General features: G+C 71.6%; 14 protein-coding genes. 4 read left to right on the top strand and 10 right to left on the bottom strand.

The features are described from left to right. Positions 1-69 precede the first annotated feature (69 nt). The 3 genes from GA0115233_RS21290 (at position 70) to GA0115233_RS21280 (ending at position 3,600) form a co-directional block, all read left to right on the top strand. Complete coding sequence (locus GA0115233_RS21290; RefSeq protein ID WP_093721902.1) at positions 70-1,743, top strand: phospholipid carrier-dependent glycosyltransferase; 1,674 nt, start codon at positions 70-72, stop codon at positions 1,741-1,743. 129 nt (positions 1,744-1,872) lie between these two features. After that, positions 1,873-2,796, top strand: coding sequence for a MurR/RpiR family transcriptional regulator (locus GA0115233_RS21285; protein ID WP_093721863.1), 924 nt, complete (start codon positions 1,873-1,875; stop codon positions 2,794-2,796). 435 nt (positions 2,797-3,231) lie between these two features. Continuing rightward, complete coding sequence (locus GA0115233_RS21280) at positions 3,232-3,600, top strand: hypothetical protein (protein ID WP_093721862.1); 369 nt, start codon at positions 3,232-3,234, stop codon at positions 3,598-3,600. Positions 3,601-3,901: 301 nt separating this feature from the next. Here the strand turns inward: GA0115233_RS21280 and GA0115233_RS21275 are convergent, their stop codons facing one another. After that, positions 3,902-4,549, bottom strand: a complete 648-nt coding sequence (locus GA0115233_RS21275) for a peptidoglycan-binding protein (RefSeq protein ID WP_093721861.1) — start codon at positions 4,547-4,549, stop codon at positions 3,902-3,904. 165 nt (positions 4,550-4,714) lie between these two features. Between GA0115233_RS21275 and GA0115233_RS21270 the strand changes: the two genes are divergently transcribed. Continuing rightward, entirely contained in the window at positions 4,715-7,150 is a 2,436-nt protein-coding gene (locus tag GA0115233_RS21270; protein ID WP_093721860.1) for a polysaccharide lyase 8 family protein, read from the top strand. On the opposite strand, the gene GA0115233_RS21265 is transcribed toward GA0115233_RS21270, so the two are convergent. The 9 genes from GA0115233_RS21265 to GA0115233_RS21225 form a co-directional block, all read right to left on the bottom strand. After that, positions 7,137-7,967, bottom strand: coding sequence for a hypothetical protein (locus GA0115233_RS21265; protein WP_093721859.1), 831 nt, complete (start codon positions 7,965-7,967; stop codon positions 7,137-7,139). The genes GA0115233_RS21270 and GA0115233_RS21265 overlap by 14 nt on opposite strands. 74 nt (positions 7,968-8,041) lie before the next feature. Continuing rightward, the gene (locus GA0115233_RS21260; protein ID WP_093721858.1) at positions 8,042-9,511 is read right to left on the bottom strand and encodes an HAD-IA family hydrolase; all 1,470 of its coding nucleotides are present in this window, start codon (positions 9,509-9,511) and stop codon (positions 8,042-8,044) included. Between the two features lie 25 nt (positions 9,512-9,536). Continuing rightward, positions 9,537-10,574, bottom strand: a complete 1,038-nt coding sequence (locus GA0115233_RS21255) for a hydroxyacid dehydrogenase (RefSeq protein WP_093721857.1) — start codon at positions 10,572-10,574, stop codon at positions 9,537-9,539. Between the two features lie 2 nt (positions 10,575-10,576). Then, positions 10,577-11,500, bottom strand: coding sequence for a carbohydrate ABC transporter permease (locus GA0115233_RS21250; protein WP_093721856.1), 924 nt, complete (start codon positions 11,498-11,500; stop codon positions 10,577-10,579). After that, positions 11,497-12,465: a carbohydrate ABC transporter permease gene (locus GA0115233_RS21245; protein ID WP_255310291.1), complete on the bottom strand. Its 969-nt coding sequence runs from the start codon at positions 12,463-12,465 to the stop codon at positions 11,497-11,499. The genes GA0115233_RS21250 and GA0115233_RS21245 overlap by 4 nt, the downstream gene beginning before the upstream one ends. Before the next feature lie 147 nt (positions 12,466-12,612). Further along, positions 12,613-13,923 (bottom strand): ABC transporter substrate-binding protein, encoded by a 1,311-nt coding sequence (locus GA0115233_RS21240; RefSeq protein WP_093721855.1) that lies wholly within the window; start codon positions 13,921-13,923, stop codon positions 12,613-12,615. Positions 13,924-14,048: 125 nt separating this feature from the next. Further along, entirely contained in the window at positions 14,049-15,140 is a 1,092-nt protein-coding gene (locus GA0115233_RS21235) for a substrate-binding domain-containing protein (RefSeq protein WP_093721854.1), read from the bottom strand. A 193-nt stretch (positions 15,141-15,333) separates the two neighbouring features. Beyond that, the gene (locus GA0115233_RS21230; RefSeq protein WP_093721853.1) at positions 15,334-15,816 is read right to left on the bottom strand and encodes a hypothetical protein; all 483 of its coding nucleotides are present in this window, start codon (positions 15,814-15,816) and stop codon (positions 15,334-15,336) included. Continuing rightward, positions 15,813-18,293, bottom strand: coding sequence for a molybdopterin oxidoreductase family protein (locus tag GA0115233_RS21225; protein ID WP_093721852.1), 2,481 nt, complete (start codon positions 18,291-18,293; stop codon positions 15,813-15,815). Before GA0115233_RS21225 ends, GA0115233_RS21230 begins: the two co-directional genes overlap by 4 nt. Positions 18,294-18,343: the final 50 nt, after the last annotated feature.

Raw genomic sequence — 18,343 nt, 5'->3', positions numbered from 1 at the left:
CAGTAGGCGCATGACGCGCCGCGGCACCCCTCCCGCCTCCGCGCGGCCGGTGGCGACAAAGGGCGGATGATGGCAAGCGAACTGGACACCCGCCCCTCCGCCCCGGCCGGCGAGCGCGCGCGGGCAAGGCGGCTCCCGGCCTGGCTCGTGCCGCTGCTGGCCGTCCTGCTGCTCGCGCAGATGGCCGTGGCGATGGTGACGACCGCGGTCCGGCAGACGCCCACCATCGACGAACCCGTGTACGTGGGGACGGCCGCCGTCTACCTCCACGAGCACAGCCTGCGCCTCAACCCCGAGCATCCGCCGCTGGGCAAGCTGGTGGTGGCGGCCGGGGTGGCGCTCGCCGATCCGCGCTACGACGCCGCGTTCGAGGGCGATCAGGGCGAGGTGGGGCGGCATCTGCTCTACGAGTCGGGCAACGACCCCTGGCGGCTGATGCTGTTCGCACGGCTGCCGGTGATCGTGCTGACGCTGCTGTTCGGGCTGGTCGTCCTCGTCTTCGCCCGCGAACTGGCCGGTGCGGTGGCGGGGTTGACCGCGCTGGCACTGTACTGCTTCTCCCCCGATCTGATCGCGCACGGCTCGCTGGCCACGCTGGACGTGCCGGCGGCGGGCTTCGTGCTGACGGCGGTGTGGCTGCTGTGGCGGGCCCGGCTGCGGCCACGGCCGTATGTCGCGCTCGCCGGGGTGGCGCTCGGGGCGGCACTGGCCACGAAGATGAGCACGCTGCCCGCGGTGCCGGTGCTGATGGGGCTGGCGGCGGTGTCGGTGTGGCACGCCACCGGCGGTGCCGGCCGGCGGATCGCGGCGCGGCGGGCGCTGGCGGGTGCGGCCGTCGTGGCGGTGATCGCGGTCGCCGTCGTCTGGGTCACGTATCTGATGGTCGATCCGCGGCTGCGGTGGGACCCGGAGCAGCCGGTGCCGGTGGTGCGCGGACTGCGGGGGGCGGCCGTGCAGCTGATGCCGTTCCCGGAGGCGTACCGGGACGGGATGCGGATCCAGTTCGCCTTCGAGAACCACCCCTGGCAGGGCTTTCTGTTCGGGCGCCTGTACACCGGTTCGCTCTGGTACTACCTCCCGGCCGCGCTGCTGGTGAAGACCCCGCTCGGCATGCTGGCGCTGTGGGTCGCGGGTGCCGTGGCGGTCGTGGCGGTGCGGCGGCTGCGGCCCGCGGCGCCCTATCTCCTGGTGCCGGCGGGCCTGCTGCTGGCGGTGGCCATGCAGGGCTCGCGGGACTTCGGGACGCGGTACGCGGTGTTCGTGCCGATGTTCCTGGCGGTGGCCGCGGGGTGCGTGGCGGGCCTGCGCGGGGGTCGGCTGCGCGGGGGCCCGGTGTGGGTCGCGGCGGCGCTCGTGGGGTTCGTGGCCGTCAGTTCGCTACGGACGTTTCCCTACTATCTGCCGTACTCCAACGAAGCGTTCGGCGGTCCCGCGAAGACGCATCTGCGTCTCCACGACGCGGCCGTGGACTGGGGTCAGGACCTCGGCGCGCTCGCGGACCGGCTGGAGGAGGAGCGGTACCGGGGCGAGCGGGTGTGGCTCGTCTACAAGGGCAGCGGGGTGCCGTCGTACTACGGCATCGAGGCCGCCGACCCCCGGAAGGTGCCCGCCGGTGAGGTGCGCGGACTGCTGGTGGTGTCGGACAGTGCGGCGGCCAAGGCGACCGGCCGACTGGCCGAGTTGATCGACAGCAGTCGTCCGATCGATACAGTCGGACACTCGATCACGATCTACCGGCGCTGATCGGCGATCATCACCGGTGAGCGTTGTGATCCCTCACGCGCCGGCCGTCGATCTGCTCACAGTCAAGCCCTGGTCAACACGGTGTGTGGGCTATGTTGAAGCACTGTGGAAGACAAAGGAGGAGCCCCGGTGCCATCGCCGCAGCAGGCACGCGCACAGGCATCCGCGATCACCTCGGGCAAGACCGCTCCGGAAGCGGAGGCGTCCCCGACTTCCCAGCTCCGCGTGCTCTTCGACGACGGTCCCCATCTGTCCCCGGGGCAGCGCCGTATCGCCCAGTACCTGATCGAGAACATCACCGAGGCAGCCTTCCTGTCGATCACCGACCTCGCCGAGCGGGTGGGCGTCAGCCAGCCCTCGGTGACCCGGTTCGCCGCCGCGGTCGGCTTCACCGGCTACCCGGCGCTGCGGGAGAAGCTCCAGGCCATCGCGCTGGGCGCGCTCGCCGGGGGCCCGGGCACCGAGGAGAACAGCAGCAACGAACTCCAGGCCGCCGTGGACGCGGAGATCGAGAACCTGGAGAACCTGCGGCGCGACTTCGGCGACCCGGACCAGGTGATCGCGGTGGGCCGCGAACTGTCCCGGTCGACCCCGCTGACCATCCTGGGCCTGCGCATCTCGGCGTCGCTCGCCGAGTACTTCGCCTACGCCGCCCGCCGTATCCACCCCGACGTCCGTCTGGTGACCCGGGGCGGCAGCGTCGCCTACGACGCGCTGCTGCAGTCACGGGAGGCGGGCGGCACCTGGGTGCTGGCGTTCTCGATGCCGCGGCACGCCCAGGAGACGCTGACCGCGGTGCGGGTGGCGCGCAGCGCGGGGCTGCGGATCGCGCTCGTCACTGATCTGGCGCTCGGTCCGGTGGCCGACGCGGCCGACTACGTCTTCGCCACCGGCACGGGCTCCCGGCTCGTCTTCGACTCCTACGCGGCACCGGGCGTGATGGCCGCGGCACTCCTCCAGGCCATGACCGACGCGGACCCCGAGCGGACCCAGGCCCGGCTGGAGGAGTACGAGCAGATCTCCGACCAGCACCAGTTCTTCCTGCGGGACTGACCCGCACCCTCCGCGATTCCTACTCGCGGGTATTCACGGCACCCTACTCACGGGTATCCCACCCGTCCTGACCGGCACTTTTCTTGCGGGGACACCTCCCGCCCCCTCCGCCAAACCGGACCACAGGGGCAGCATCCGGCTTTTTTCGAGCATGAATGTTTTCATACGTCTTGCAAAGCGGACGGCATATATAAATACTTCTCCACGCCGCACCAGCCCGCGGCAACAGACGGTCCGCTCGCGCACGTCACCCCATCCGTCGTGCGCAATCCGTCAGCCCGTGGGCTCCGCGACGGGCACCCTCAGCCGCCGTCTCCTACCCGCGTCGGCGCCCAGGGTGCTCGGCCGGGCGGCCCCGGTCATCCCCTAGGCCGGGGCCGCCCCGACCTCGTCGGACCACCCATCACGACGCCGCAATCCCCGGAAGCGAGCACCATGACGACACTGACGACCACGCGCACCCCCGCCGACTGGCCCTGCCAGGTCAAGCTGCCCGGCAGCTACGACTGGGAGCGGTCGGCTGCGAAGTGGCTGCGCGAACTGGTGCCGGCCCGCTACGCCAGCTACCCCGCCCTGATCCGCCACCCCGTCCTGCTCGCCCGTCATGCCCAGCTCCAGGTCCAGCAGGAGATCCGCGTCGCCCGTACGGCGCTGCAGACCGCCCGTGCGGACCTGCCCGCGCTCGGCATGCCCGAGTCGGTCATCGAGCACACGATCAAGCTCTACGCGGCGGAGGTCATGCAGCTGCAGCACATCGCGCGCAGCGTGCGGGCGGTGTCGCAGGCACTGATCGAGCGCCGCTGACGCCTCCGGCGGCCGCCAAGGGGCCCACGGTCCCGCTCAACGGGCGGCTGCGGGCGGATCGAGCCACCGTGGCCCCTGGCCTCAGTCGTCGTGGCGGTGCAGCCAGTACCAGGTGACGCCCGCGGCCAGGGCCAGGAGGTAGACGGTGGGCAGGAGGAGGCCCACGGCGCGGGAGCCGTTCATGGGCGGCCCTTCGGGTAGGAGCGGGCCGGCCGCCGGGTTCGCGGCCGGGCGCCCATGGTGATACCCCGTCACACAGGGTGTGCGCCGCTTTCCGCACCTCTTGCCCTGTGTTCGAGGCTCAGCCGCCCGCCGGGGCCGTGCGGGACTCCAGCGCCGCGCGGGTGTCGTCCCCGTAGACGCCGGTCTCGTCGCCGCTGATGCCGTACCAGAGCTGGAAGCGCGCCACCGCCTCCCGGAGCGTGGCGTCGTAGAGACCGCTGGTGGAGCCGGCGGTGTAGACATCGGGGACGCTCGACAGGCGTCTCTGGAGCTCGGCGACCTCGGGTCCGCTGTCGCCCTCGCGCAGCGTGCCGGGGCCGTCGGGGTCGGGGGCGTCGGCGTCGGGAGCGCCGACGCCCCCGTCCGAGGACGGCGGGGCGGTCGCCGGTGGCGGTGTGGCCGCCGCGCCGTCCGGGCTTCGGTCGCCGCCCTGCGGTACGAGGAGCGCGGCGGCGCCGAAGCCGATCAGGGCCGCGGTGACGACGGCGCCCGCGACGGCGAACCGGGGCAGGGCGCCTCCGTCGCGGACCGGACCACGGGGATCCTCCGCCGGGACGGGGGGCAGTTCCTGGGTGTCGGCCTCCGAGCCGCTGGGCGGGACGGACGGCTCCACGGACTCGTAGCCGTCGGAGTCCCCCGCGGGCTCGCGGAACAGGTCGGCGAGGGCGTCGGTGCGGCGTGGACGCAGGACCCGGGCCGGTTCGAGGGGTGGGCCGTTTTTCTCCACGGTCGGTTTCCTTCCGTCCCGTACGCGAGGGCGACTTCACTCCGCCGAGTGATACGGCCCTGCCACCCCCGCTGTTCACCCACCCCTTGACCACTAAACGCTCAATACAATCATTTTGGTTGAAACCATTGAGCGTTTGATCGGTGGCTGCTAGAAACCGCCGACATGACGACTCGTTGGTCACGTCGCGGTTTTCTGACCGCGAGCACCGCGTCCGCACTCGCCCTGCCCCTCCCCGTCCCGGCAGGGGGCACCGCTGCCGCCGCCGCGGAGGCGGACGAGTTCGCGACCCTGCGCGCCAAGTGGCGCACCCTGGTCCTCGGCGAGGGGTTCAGCCCCACCGCCGAACCCTTCAAGAGCCGGCTCGCCGAACTGGGCAGCACCGCGAACGAGTTGCGCCACGCCATGGCGCCGGCCCCCGGATCCCTGTGGCCGGACCTGGTCTACGCCGACCCCGAACCCGACACCGACCAGGAGTCGTACGGCTACTCCGGCAACCTGCACGCCAGTTACGGCCGACTCCATACGCTCGCGCTGGCGTACAGCCGGCCCGGCACCGGTCTGACCGGCAGCAGCACGCTCCGAACGGCCATTCTGACCGGCCTCGATCACCTGTACACCGATGTGTACAACGAGAACCGCGCCCGCTACGGCAACTGGTACAGCTGGCAGATCGGCGCCCCGCAGGCCCTGCTCGACGTGTGCGTGCTGATGTACGACTCGCTGACCGCCACGCAGATCGCCCACTACTGTGCGGCGGTCGACCACTTCGTGCCCGATTCGGCGGTCGCCGCCTACACCGGCACCAGTACCGGCGCCAACCGCGTCGACCTGTGCCGGGTGCTGGCGCTGCGCGGCATCGTCGGCGGCAGCGCCGCGAAAGTGGCGCTCGCCCGGGACGCCCTCTCCCCTGTCTTCCCGTACGTCACCAGCGGGGACGGGCTCTACAGCGACGGCTCGTTCATCCAGCACACCACCGTGCCGTACACCGGTTCCTACGGCTCGGTGCTGCTCGGCGGTCTCGGGATGCTGTTCGCGCTGCTCAACGGGTCGACCTGGGCGGTCACGGACCCCCAGCGGCAGATCGTGTTCGACGCGGTGGAGAAGGCCTGGGCCCCCTTCCTCTACAACGGCCTGGTCATGGACTCCGTCTCCGGCCGTGCCGTCAGCCGGGGCCTGTCCGCCACGGACGCCAAGCAGATCCAGCAGGACGACCATCTGCGCGGCCATCCGGTCCTCGCCTCGATCGTCCTGCTCGGACAGGGGGCGAGCACAGCCGAGAACGCGCGCTGGCGCGGACTGGTGAAGGGCTGGCTCCAGCGCGACTACTACAGCCCGGCCATGAACGACCCGGCACTTCCGGTGCCGCAACTGTCCCGGCTGAAGTCGGTCCTGGACGACACGGCCGTCACCCCGGCCGCCGAGCCGAACGGCCACCGGCTCTTCCCCAACATGGCCCGCGCCACCCACCGCAAGCCGGGCTGGGCGGCCTCCCTGAGCATGGCCGACCGCAGGGTCACGCACTACGAGACCGGCAACGGCGAGAACCTGCGCGGCTGGCACACCGGTTCAGGGATGCTCTACTGGTGGGGCGACACCTTCGCCAACGGCCAGTACAGCGACGCCTTCTGGCCCACCGTCGACCCCTGCCGGCTGCCCGGTACCACCGCCTCCCGCAAGGTCCTCGCCGACGCGGCCGGCGGCGACTGGGGCGCCTCCCTGCCCGACGTGAACTGGGTCGGCGGCGCCACCGACGGACAGCGCGCGGCGATCGGCCAGTACCTGAAGGGGCTCCAGTCCACGCTGCTGGCGAAGAAGTCGTGGTTCTTCCTCGACGACACGGTGGTCTGCCTCGGCGCGGGCATCCGCTGCACCGACGGCACGAAGGTCGAGACGACCGTCGACAACCGCAATCTCGGCCCCGTCGGCAACGCCCCCTTCACCGCGGACGGCATCGTCAAGCCGCTCGCCCACCCCTGGTCGGAGACGCTCACCGGTGCCCGCTGGGCCCACATCGGCGGCCACGCCGGGTACGTCTTCCCCGGCGGCGCGACCGTCAAGGCTCTGCGCGAGGCCCGCGACGGCCGCTGGCGGGACATCAACCGGGGCGGCTCCACCACCGTCCTGAACCGCAAGTACCTGACGCTCTACGTCGACCACGGCACCGACCCGACCGCCGCGACCTACGCCTACCTCCTCATGCCGGGCGCGACGGCCGCCCAGACGCAGGCGCGGGCCGACGCCACGGACTGGCTGACGGTCCTCGCCAACACCAATGACCAGCAGGGCGTGGCCGTGCCCTCGCTCGGCTTCACCGGGGTCAACTTCTGGTTCGGCGGCACCGTGGGCGACCTGGTCGCGAGCGACCCGTGCTGTGTGATGGTGCAGGAGCGCGGCGACGGCACGGCCGTGGTCTGTGTCAGCGATCCGATGCGCATGCGGACGGGGCTGACGCTCACCTGGAACCGCGCGGTCACCTCGGTGACCTCCAAGCCGGCCACGGTGACCTCGGCGACGACCGGTGCCTCGCTGCGGCTCACCTTCGGTGACCTGCGCGGCACGGCGGGCGCCACCCAGCGTGTGACCGTCAGGCTCGGCTGAACATCCCGTGCAGGGATGCCTTCATCGCCTCGACGAAGGCATCCCTGCACGGGGTGTCGACGGCGTCCAGGGACAGGTACGGGTTGAGGTCCTCCAGCTCCACCAGCAGCAGCTCGCCGCCGGGGGCGCGGCAGGCGTCGACGCGCTGGATGCCGTGGCCGATGGCGTTCCAGTCGACGAACCGGCGGGCGAACTCCAGGTCCGCGCCAGTGGGTTCGTAGGGCTTCAGCTCCCAGCGGCGGTCCGGGTCCGGGGCGTACAGGGCGTACTGGAAGTGCTCGTCGACGAAGTAGAAGGAGACCTCGTAGGCGAAGTCCACGCACGGCTGGACGAGGACGCTGCCGTCGGCCAGCTCGCGGGCCCCCTCCCGGGTGACGATCTGCAGTCCTATCGAGTCGGCGCCGAGCTTGGGCTTGACGACGTACCGCTCCGTCTCCGGGAGCAGGCCGAGGTCCTCGGGCCGGTCCACGGTCGGGATGACCGGGAAGCCCTCGGCCGTCAGGTCGAGCAGATACTGCTTGCCCGCCATGTCACCCCGCCCGGTCAGCTCGTTGTAGACGAGCGCCCCCGTCCCGGTCGCGCGGGCGCGGAAGGCGTCGTAGTCCTCCTGGTACGCCAGGACCGGGCCGCTGTTGCGGACGACGACCGCGTCGAAGCCGGCCATGAGCGCGACCGCGTCCCGGGGGTGGCACAGGGCGAGGTCGAAGTCCTCGCGGAGGGCGGCGGTGAGCCGGATGTCCTCGTCGCAGTAGCGGCGCCCGCGGGCCGGATAGGCCAGGTCGGTGACGTAGAGCAGGCTGCGGCGGGCGGTCGGCATACGGGCTCCTCGGGGCGGGCGGGAGCCGATCGTACGCAGACCGCCCGACACCGAACAAATGTCGGGTTACGGCGTCACAGGCCGGCCGCCCACAGCTCCCGCCTGCTGATTCCCGCCAGGCCCCGGCGGACCGTGCGCCGGGGGCCGGGTTCGACGGTCGCGTAGGAGGGGACGGCGAGGACGCGGCAGCCCGCGGCCTCGGCGGCGGCGATGCCCGTCGGCGAGTCCTCCACGACGAGGCAGGCGGCGGGGTCGACGCCGAGGGACCGGGCGGCGGCCAGGTAGGGGTCGGAGGCGGGTTTGCCGCGCGGGGTCTCGCCCTCGGCCACCGTCGTACGGAACCGGTCGGCGCCGAGGGTCTTCAGGACCGCGTCCACGACCGGCCGGGAGGAGGCGGAGACCAGGGCGGCCGGGATGCCCCACTCGTCGAGGCGGTCGAGCAGGTCGAGGGCGCCGGGGAGCGGGGTGGCCTCGCGCTGGACGGCGGTGAGGAAGCGGGCTTCCAGGTCGGCGGCCAGGGTCCGCTCGTCCGCGCCGGTCAGGGTGTGCAGCCGGGACGCGGTGTCGGCGACGGAGCGGCCGAGCGCCTGGAACAGGTCGTCGGGTTCGATGCCGGGGGCGACCTCGCGGACGGTGCGCAGCCACAGCGACTCGGTGTCGACGAGGGTGCCGTCCATGTCGAACAGCACGGCGTGCGGGGCCGCCGCGAACGGGGTGCCGTCGAGGGTCCAGTGCCGGTCGGGGTGGCGGCCGAGCGCGGCGAACACCTGGGCGGCCACATCGACGTGCCTGAGCGGCCGGGGCGGGGCGCCGATGCCCGGTCCCGCCGCCGCCAGCCACGCCGTGCGCTCCTCCGCCGTGCGGCCGCCGTGGCCGCCCGCGTCGACGTGGCCGTGGTCGGTGACGACCAGCACGGTCCAGTCCTCGTCGGCGTACGAGGGCCGGGAGCGGACGGCGTCCAGCAGGCGGCCGAGGCGGGCGTCGGCGTTCAGGATCGCGGCCTCGTACGCCTCGCCGCAGCCGAGGACGTGCGCGGTCTCGTCGGCCGCGCCCAGGTAGACGAAGGAGGCGGCGGTGTGGTCGGCGGAGTCGGCGAGCAGGCGTAGGGCGGCCTCGGTGATCTGCTCGTCGCAGTGCTCCCAGGCGGCCGGGGTGTCCTCGGTGGGCGAGATGTACACCGAGCGGGAGGGCGCGGCGAACAGGGGTCCGCCGCCGCGGGCCTGCATCAGGGGCTCCCAGCCCGCGGCGACGAAGGTGCGGCGGCCGTCCTTGACGGCGAGCCTGGTCGCGAAGTCGGGGAAGGCGGACAGGCGGTGGCCGGTGAAGTTGTTGCTCCACACGCCGTGCCGGTCGGCCGTGACCCCGGTGACGATCGTCGCCCAGCACGGGCCCGACATGGTGGGCGTGCGGTCGTCGACCTCCACGGGAACCAGGAAGCCCTCGGTGGCCAGGGCGTCGAGGTGCGGAGTGGTGAGCCGGTCGAGGGTGTCCAGACGTACGCCGTCGATGCCGACGACGAGGACGCGGCGGGCCGGGTCGGGCATGAAGGTCCCTTCCTGTGGCGGGAGTTCAGGCGGAGCGGATCAGTTCGTCGGGGGCGATCCCGTGGGCGAGGGGCAGGCCCTGGGCGTAGCGGGCGACCTCGTCGACCGCCCAGTCGGTCATCCGGGCCAGCTCGTTGCCGAGGGAGCCCGCGATGTGCGGGGTGAGCAGCACGTTGGGGAGGGTGTAGAGGGGTGAGTCGGCCGGGGGGACCTCGGGGTCGGTGACGTCGAGGACGGCGTGCAGGCGGCCGGTGACCAGGTGGGCGACGAGGGCGTCGGTGTCCACGAGATCACCGCGGGAGGTGTTGATGAGCGTGGCGCCCTCCTTCATCAGTGCGAGTCTGCGACTGTCGAACATGTGGTGGGTCTCGGGGAGTTGGGGGGCGTGGATGGACACCACGTCGCTGCGGCTGGCCAGTTCGTCGAGGTCGACCGGTTCGACGCCGAGCGCGCCGGCCTGGTGTGCGTCCACATAAGGGTCGTACAGGAGGACGTGGAGGTCGAAGGGGCGCAGTAGTTCGATGACCCGGCGGCCGATCCGGGAGGCGCCGATGATGCCGATGGTTCGACGGTAGTTGCCGTGGCCGGTGTAGTACGGCAGGACGTCGGGGCTGGTGCGCAGGTCGGCGTAGTGGCGGGCGGCGTCCAGGACGCGTTTGCCGGAGAGGAGAACGGCGGCGAGGGTGAACTCGGCGACGGGCAGGGCGTTGGCGGCCGCGGCGGAGGAGACGGTGATGCCGCGGCGCCAGACGGCATCGGTGACATGGTGTTTCACGGAGCCAGCGGCGTGCACGACCGCGCGCAGCCGGGGCATCGTGCGCAGCGCCTCCTCGGTGAGCAGGGGGGCACCCCAGTGGGTGAACAGGACTTCGGCGGAGGCGAGTTCGCGCGGGTCCGCCCGGTCGAGATCGGAGACGGCCGTTGTCGTGTCGACGCGGGCGACGGTGTGCAGCCGGGTCAGGGCGTTCTCGGCGAGGAGCTGCCGGTGGATCTGCGGGCCCATGGCGAGGACGGTGCGCGGGCGGGGGGTGGTGTTCAGGGGGGTGCCTTCCGGTGCGGGCATCGTCACTTCACCGCGCCCGCGGTCAGCCCGGAGCGCCAGAAGCGCTGGAGGCAGACGAAGGCGGCGACGAGCGGGACGACGGCGACGAGGGAGCCGGTGATGACGAGCGAGTAGAACTCGGGCTGCTGCTGGGTGACGCTGTTCCACATGAACAGGCCGAGGTTGACCGGGTAGAGCTGTTCGTCGTTGAGCATGACCAGGGCGCCGAAGAAATTGTTCCAACTGGCGGTGAACGAGAACAGGAAGATGGTCATGAAGCCCGGCGCGAGCATGGGCAGGCCGATACGGGCGAAGGTGCGCAGTTCGCCGGCGCCGTCGACACGGGCCGCCTCCAGGACCTCGCCGGGGACATAGCCCTCGGAGAAGACCCGGGCGAGGTAGACACCGAAGGGGTTGACCAGGGCGGGCAGCAGCAGGGCCCAGTAGGTGTTGACGACGCCCGCCTTGGTGGCGAGCAGGTACATCGGGAGCTGGATGACGGTGGTGGGGACGAGGACGCCGCCCAGGACCAGGCCGAACAGCTTCTCCTTGGCGCGGAACTCGTACTTGTCGAAGGCGTACCCGGTGGCCACGCACAGCAGGGTGGAGGCGGCGGAGCCGATGACGGAGTACAGGATGCTGTTGCCGAACCAGCGCAGGTAGATGCCGTCGTGGTAGGTGAGGACGCGTTCGAGGTTGGCGAGCAGGTGGAAGTCGCCGAAGGCGAAGCCGGAGGTGGCGAACAGGTCGCGGTGGTTCTTGGTGGCGGCAATGAGCAGCCAGCTGATCGGCATCAGGGTGTAGAAGGCGGCGACGAGCAGGAGTCCGTTGACGACGCCTCTGGAGAGCAGGGTGCCGGCGGCGGTACGGCGGGGCTTGCCGGTGGGTCTGCGCGTGGCCGTGGGCCTAGCGGCGGGCGATTCGGTGTGCTGGGTGAGAGTGGTCATTGCGCGGCCTTCCACCGGTTGCCGAGCCGGGTGACGAGGTAGGAGAGGGCGATACCGAGGGCGGCGAGCATCAGGGACGCGGCGGCGGCCAGGCCGTAGTCGTGCTGCACGAAACCGGCCTTCCAGATGTACAGGGTCGGGGACCACTCGGTGTCGATGGAGGGGGCGCCGCGCTGGTTGAGGAGTTTGGGCTCGGTGAAGATCTGGATCGCGCCGACGCAGGTGAACAGGACGGTCATGACGACCGCGGAAGCGATCATCGGGACCTTGATGGTCAGGGCGGTGCGTACGGCGCCGGCGCCGTCCACGACCGCCGCTTCGAGCACTTCGCGCGGTACGGCCTGCAGGGCGGCGTAGAAGATGACCATGTTGTAGCCGGTCCACTGCCAGGCGGTCAGGTTGACCAGAGAGGTGAGCACGTGATCGTCGGAGTAGAAGTCCCAACTGCCGCCGAGCGCGCCGATCCAGTCGAGCACGGGGCTCAGGCCGGGGGTGTAGAGGTAGATCCAGATGATCGAGGCGATCAGTCCGGGGATCGCGTGCGGCAGGAACAGGGCGAGCTGGAAGAACCGTTTGGCGCGGGCGAGGGCGGAGTCCAGCAGCAGGGCGAGGGCGAGTGAGCCGCCGATCATCACGGGGATGTACAGGGCGCAGTACAACGCGATGTGCCCGAAGGAGGAGCGGAAGCCGGAGGCGGACAGGGCCTTGGCGTAGTTGCCGAATCCCGCGAACACCCGCTCGGTGCCGCCGAATCCTAGTCCGGAGGAACGCTCCTGGAACAGGCTCATCCACACCGCGTAGGCGATCGGGGCCGCCATGACGACGGCGAACAGCACGAAGAAGGGGACGATGAACAGGGCGGCGGCGCGGCGCTGTCCGCGCCGCAGCGGGGAGGCTCCCGGCGGGTGCGGTGCGGGCGCCCGCGCGGCGGCTGGGCGTACGGCCGGGGCGGAGGGGGCTGCCACGGGGGGCTCCTTGAGTTGGCGGAGGGGCGTGACGGGGAGACGGACGGGCCTGGCGGGTGGGCCGCCGGGTGGGGCCGCCGGGTGGGACCGGCGGAGTCGGCCGAGCCGGGAGGGCCGGGAAGGGCCGGAACTCCCGCCCCCGCGCCGCTACTTCGCCAGCTTCAGGCCGCGTTCCGAGATGCCGGACTCCGCCTTGCGCTGGCCCGCCCGCACACCGGAGGTGAAGTCGGACTTGGCGGTCCGGTCCTGTACGGCGGTGTAGACGTCCATCTGGTTGGGGCCCCAGGTCCAGCCGGGGACGATGGTCTCGGCCTGCTCGGAGGCGAGGGCGTAGAGGTCCTGGCCGTTGAGGTAGCCGGTGTCGAACTTCGCGGCGGCCACTTCGCGCATCTCGGGGTTGGCGGGCAGGGCGCTGCTGGGTGACTCCAGGTCGGCGAGCCGGGCCTCGACGCCGGCCTTGTTCGTGGTGAGCCAGGTGATGAACTCCGCGGCGGCCTTGGCGTTCTCGCTGCCCTTGAGGACTCCGTAGGAGGTGCCGCCGTAGTTGCCGCTGGCGGGGGTGCCCCAGTGCGGCATGGGCGCGGCGGCCCACTTGCCGGCGAGGTCGGGCATGGCGGTCCGCATCCCGCCCGCGGACCAGGAGGCGCCGAGGAAGGACAGGGTCCGGCCGCTGGTGCGGGCCTTGGTCTCCTCGGGGCTGTAGCCGGTGTAGGACTGCACGAGGCCGTCCTCGATCAGGCCGTCCCAGTAGGTGGTGACCTTGGTGGTCGCGGCGTCGTCGACGGCGGGCTTCCAGGCGTCGCCCTCGACGGAGAACCACTTGGCGCCTGCCTGCCAGGACAGGGCGGCCAGCAGTGCGGGGTCGTTCTTGGGCATGGAGGCGAGCCGGACGTTCTTGTCCTGCTTCTTGACCTTCTCCGCGGCGGTCTTGAACTCGTCCCAGGTGGTGGGGACTTCGATGCCGTACTTCTTGAACAGGTCGGTGCGGTAGTAGTAGAGCTGCGGGGCGGCGTCGTAGGGGACGGTCCAGGTCTTGCCGCCGAAGGTCACCAGGTCCTGGAGGGACTGCGGGAACTTCGTTCTGACGGTTTCCCCGGCGTATTCGCTCAGATCGATCAGATTCCCCTGGCTGGCGAACTCGGGGACCATTTGGTACTCGATCGTGGCCACGTCGGGCGCGTTGCCCGCCTTCACGGCGTTGGCGAGCTTGCTGTAGCCATCGGTGCCGCTCGGTATCTCGGTCAGCTCGACCTTGATGTCCTTGTGCGTCCGGTTGAACGCCTCGACCGTCGACTGGGCCCCGAGGGTCCAGGTCCAGTAGGTGAGGGTGACCGGCTTGCCGTCGGCGGCGGAGCCGGTCGAGTCGCCGTCGCCGCCGCACGCGGTGGCCAGCAGGCCGAGCGCGGCGACGGCGGCGAGAGTGGCGGTGGTGCGGAACGATCTTGAAGTGCGCGTCATGGCACGTCTCCTACGGGACCTCGTACGGGAAGAGGCGGTCGCAGGACATCCTTTGCGCCACAACGATCGACGTCAAGAGCGTTCGACCAATTCAATCAAAACGATCGCTAGAACGAGCGGAACGATCAGTCGGCGTTCGGTTCGCCGCCGCAGGACTTGCGGATGCGCAACGCGGGCAGCAGGTCCACGTGTTGACCGGGCCCGGGCCGCTGCCCGCCCCGCCGCTCGGCGAGCCGCTGGAGCAGCAGCTTCGCCGCCAGTTCGCCGACCGAGCGCTTGGGCGGGGCGACGGCGGTCAGCGGTACATCGGACAGGCCGGCCACCTCGTCGTCGTAGGCGATCAGCGCGAGATCGTCCGGCACCCGCACCCCGGCCGCCTGGAGCCGCGGCACCAGTACGATCGCGTCCTCGTCGCTGTGCACCAGCGCCGCGGTGACCCCGCGTTTGCGCACGGCGTCCACCAAGTGGTCGACGCTCGCCTCATAGTCGCCGTGCTCACGCACCGACGGGGCATCGATGTCAACGTCCAGACCGCGCGCCCGCACGGCCGCCCGGAACCCCGCCGAGATCTGGTCGGCGTGCGGTCCCTCCTGGAGCACCGCGGTGATCTTGCGGTGGCCGAGCGAGGCGAAGTGCCCGACGGCGACGGCGGCGCCGTGGGCGCGGTCGGTGCGGACCCGGTCCAGGTTGGCGGCGGGGTTCCCGGGCGGCGCCGAGCGCTCCACCAGCACGGCCGGGACGTCGCGCTCCAGCAGCCACTTCTCCTGTCCGTCCTCGGGCACTCCCCCGAACCAGCTCGGCGCGACCAGCAGCCCCTGCGCCCCACCCGCGATCAGATGCTCGGCCTGCACCGAGTCCTCGGCGTCCACGTAACCGGACACCCCGAGCACCAGCCGCCCGCCCTGGGCGGCGACGGTCTCGCGGGCGCCGCGGACGATGTCGGCGAAGATGTAGTTCGTGGTCGGCACGATCATGCCGATCACCGCGCCCGCGGCCCCGGCCTCCCGCTCACGCGGCTCAGGCGCCGCGTCCTCCGGCCAGACCACGGCTCCGTGCAGCCGCTGCACCCGCCCCTGGGCGGCCAGTGCCTCCACGTCCCGCCGCAGGGTGACCGCGGAGACACCCAGTTCGGCGGCGAGTTCGGCGACCCGGATGCTGCGCCGTTCGCGGACGAGTTCGAGCACTCGCTCATGGCGCTGGTCGACATGGAGTCGCATGGGTTCCCCCTGGGCGATGACGGGTTTCTCCGGGGCGGACGGCGTGACCCGGAGCGCCTACTCTACGCCCCCAATCGTATCGATCGTTTGCGATCAATACGATCGATCGCAGCTCAGGCCGGCCTCGGCTCGGATCGAACCCGGCTCGGATCGAACCCGGCTCGGATCGACTGCGGCTCGGTCGGTCGGCGAGTCAGCTGGTGAGGACCTGTGGTGAGGTCTCCTTCAGTTCCGTGTTGGCCCAGCGGAGCTGCCGCAGGGTGTCGGGGTGGCAGCGCCGGGCCAGTCCCAGGAGCCGTTCGTCGGTCATGGCCTGGGCCGCCTGCGCCACCAGTTCCCAGTCCAGGGAGACCGCCGAGGCCCGCCCGCAGATCTCCCGCAGGTCGTTCAGGAGGAGCATCCCGGGGTCGGGGGGCCGGCCGAAGAGCGCGCCGCCCTTCTCGCGGAGCCGGTCGGTGCGGCGGGGGCTGTCGCCGGGGTCGGGGTCGAGGCGGACGCCGTATCCGTCGGCGACGTCGGCCACCTCCCGCAGATGGCGGCGCGACCAGGTGGCGAGGTCGAGGGCGAGGTGGTGGATCTCGTGGGCGTCGCGATGGCGTTCGGCGGTGAGCAGCAGAGAGCGGATCAGCTCCCGCTCGTCGTCGTGCAGTTCACGCAGGACCGTGCCGATCTTCATGGGCTGACTCCGCTGTCTTCGCAGACTCCGCTGTCTTCGCTGTCTTCGCTGACTCCGCTGTTTCCGTTGCTTCTGTTGCTTCTGTTGACGTGGCCGGGGGACGTGGCGGTGGCCGGGGGTGCCGGGGCCGGGCCGCCGGCGGGGGCGACGCGGTGCAGGGCCGCGGCCGCGGTCTTGAAGAGGGGCTGTTTGGAGACCGGGTCCCAGTCGGTGAGGGTCAGCTCGTTCGCGGCCCGGCCGGGTCCCTCTCCGGGACCGGTCCCGTCGCCGGTGTCCCAGTAGCCGTAGTGGAAGGGCAGGAACAGCACACCGGGACGGATGCCGCCGACGCGGGCGCGGGCCCGTACCGTGCCGCGCGGGGTGGTGATGTCGACCCGGTCGCCCTCGCCGATGCCGAGCGGCTCGGCGTCGGCGCGGCAGATCTCCACCCACACCTCGGGGGCGGCGGCCCGTAGTTCAGGGGTGCGGCCGGTCTTGGTGCGGGTGTGGAAGTGGTAAAGGGTCCGCCCGGTGATCAGGGCGAACGGGTAGTCGTCGGAGGGCTGTTCATGAGGCGGGAGATAGCCCGCGTCCCTGATCACGGCCTTGCCGTCGGGGTTGAGGGCCCGGTACTCCACGGGCTCCGCGGGGGCGCCGGTGATCATGTCGCGGCCGTAGCTCTCGCAGACGTCGGGGGCGCTCCAGAACGCGCCGTCGGCGTAGAGGCGTTCGGTGCCGTCGGGGTGGTCGGCGGTGCACGGCCACTGAATGCCGCTGGGGGCGGTGCGCAGCAGGTCGTGGCTGAGGCCGGTGTAGTCGCAGGGCCGGCCGCGTGAGCACTCCTGCCAGGCCCTGAACCCCGATTCGGGGTCGTGCCACTTCACCAACGGGTCGCCGTCCTTGTCGCGCAGGTCGAGGCGGCGGGCGTAGTCGAGGAAGATGTCGAGGTCGGAACGGGCCAGGCCGGGGGGTTCGACGGCTTTGTCGGAGAGGTGGACGGTGCGGTCGGCGTTGGTGAAGGTGCCGGTCTTCTCGGCCCAGCCGGCGGCGGGCAGGACCACGTCGGCGAGGGCGGTGGTCTCCGTCGGGTAGAGGTCCTGGACGACGAGGAAGAGACCTTCCCGGGCGAGGACGGCGCGGATGCGGGCGAGTTCCGGCAGGGACACGGCGGGGTTGGTGCCGGAGATCCACAGCATCCGCAGGGAGCCCTGTTCGGCGTACCGGAAGATCTTCATGGCGTGGGTCGGCGGGCCGTAGTGCGGGAGCCGGTTCGGCTCGATGTTCCACAGGCGGGCGATCTCGGCGACGTGGTCGTCGTTGGCCCAGTTCCGGAAGCCGGGCAGGTCGCCGTCGGCGCCGCACTCGCGGGTGTTCTCGGCGGTGGGCTGGCCGTTCATCTGGAGCACACCGCAGCCGGGGCGGCCGAGCATGCCGCGTACCAGGTGGATGTTGTTGACCTGGACGGCGGCGGCGGTCGCCTGGTGGGACTGGTAGAAGCCCTGAAGCACGGTGGACAGCAGGCGTTCGCCCGTGCCGAGCAGGCGGGCGGCGTGCCGGATGACCTCGACGGGAACGTCGCAGATGACGGAGGCGCGTTCGGGCGGGTACTCCTTGACGCGCTCGCGCAGGTCGTCGTAGCCGACCGTGTGGCGTTCGAGGTAGTCGGGGTCGGTCCAGCCGTTGCCGACGATCTCGTGCAGCAGGCCGTTCATGAGGGCGAGGTTGGTGCCGGGGCGGGGCGCGAGATGGACGGTGGCGGCGCGGGCCACGGGGGTGTCGCGGGGATCGACGCAGATCAGCGCGGGCGGTTCGGGTCCGGCGAGCCGGTCCAGGACCCGGGACCACAGGACCGGCTGGGTGGCGGCCATGTTGTGGCCGTACAGGGCGATCGTGTCGGCGTGGTCGATGTCGGTGTACGAGCCGGGCTGGCCGTCGCAGCCGAAGGACTCCTTGAGCGCGGCGGCCGCGGTGGCCGTGCACAGGCGGGTGTTGCCGTCGAGGTGGTTGGTGCCGATGCCGCCGTGGGCGATGACGGCGAGGGTGTAGTACTCCTCCAGGAAGAGCTGGCCGGTGGTGTAGAAGCCGATCGCGCCGGGCCCCTGCTCGTCGAGGAGGTCCCGGGTGCGACGCACGACCCGGTCCATGGCGGTGTCCCAGTCCGTCTCGACGAGCTTCCCGTTCTCCCTGATCATGGGCGTGGTCAGCCGGTCCGGTGCGGCGACCGCCTGCCAGGCGTACAGGTCCTTGGGGTCGAGGCGGCCGTGGTTGACGCGGTCCTCGGCGCGTCCGCGCACCCCGACGATGCGGCCGTCGCGTACGGCGATGTCGAGGGCGTCGCCGTTGGAGTGCAGTACGGAGGCGGACCGCACCCAGCGGTCGACCTGGTCCGGCCGCACGCCGTCGGCCAGGTGGGTGTCCACCCGTACCGGCCACGGCTCGCCCCTGCCGTACGGCGTACGGCTTCCCCACGGCTCCGCGATGCGGTCGACCCTGCCCATGGCCCCTGCCTCGGGTTGTCCTGCGCTGTCCGCTCCGGGTGCCCCGTCGC

The sequence above is a fragment of the Streptomyces sp. DI166 genome, assembly GCF_900091315.1.
GTDB classification, from domain to species: Bacteria; Actinomycetota; Actinomycetes; order Streptomycetales; family Streptomycetaceae; genus Streptomyces; species Streptomyces fuscus.
Note: the sequence above shows the minus strand (reverse complement) of the source record. Positions and strands in the feature narration are given on the sequence as shown.

Coding starts and splice junctions, on each gene's coding strand:
- GA0115233_RS21260 (WP_093721858.1), bottom strand. CDS start 9,511: ATGCCCGACCCGGCCCGCCGCGTCCTCGTCGTCGGCATCGACGGCGTA.
- GA0115233_RS21265 (WP_093721859.1), bottom strand. CDS start 7,967: ATGCCGACCGCCCGCCGCAGCCTGCTCTACGTCACCGACCTGGCCTAT.
- GA0115233_RS21255 (WP_093721857.1), bottom strand. CDS start 10,574: ATGCCCGCACCGGAAGGCACCCCCCTGAACACCACCCCCCGCCCGCGC.
- GA0115233_RS21250 (WP_093721856.1), bottom strand. CDS start 11,500: ATGACCACTCTCACCCAGCACACCGAATCGCCCGCCGCTAGGCCCACG.
- GA0115233_RS21270 (WP_093721860.1), top strand. CDS start 4,715: ATGACGACTCGTTGGTCACGTCGCGGTTTTCTGACCGCGAGCACCGCG.
- GA0115233_RS21240 (WP_093721855.1), bottom strand. CDS start 13,923: ATGACGCGCACTTCAAGATCGTTCCGCACCACCGCCACTCTCGCCGCC.
- GA0115233_RS21280 (WP_093721862.1), top strand. CDS start 3,232: ATGACGACACTGACGACCACGCGCACCCCCGCCGACTGGCCCTGCCAG.
- GA0115233_RS21230 (WP_093721853.1), bottom strand. CDS start 15,816: ATGAAGATCGGCACGGTCCTGCGTGAACTGCACGACGACGAGCGGGAG.
- GA0115233_RS21235 (WP_093721854.1), bottom strand. CDS start 15,140: ATGCGACTCCATGTCGACCAGCGCCATGAGCGAGTGCTCGAACTCGTC.
- GA0115233_RS21225 (WP_093721852.1), bottom strand. CDS start 18,293: ATGGGCAGGGTCGACCGCATCGCGGAGCCGTGGGGAAGCCGTACGCCG.
- GA0115233_RS21290 (WP_093721902.1), top strand. CDS start 70: ATGGCAAGCGAACTGGACACCCGCCCCTCCGCCCCGGCCGGCGAGCGC.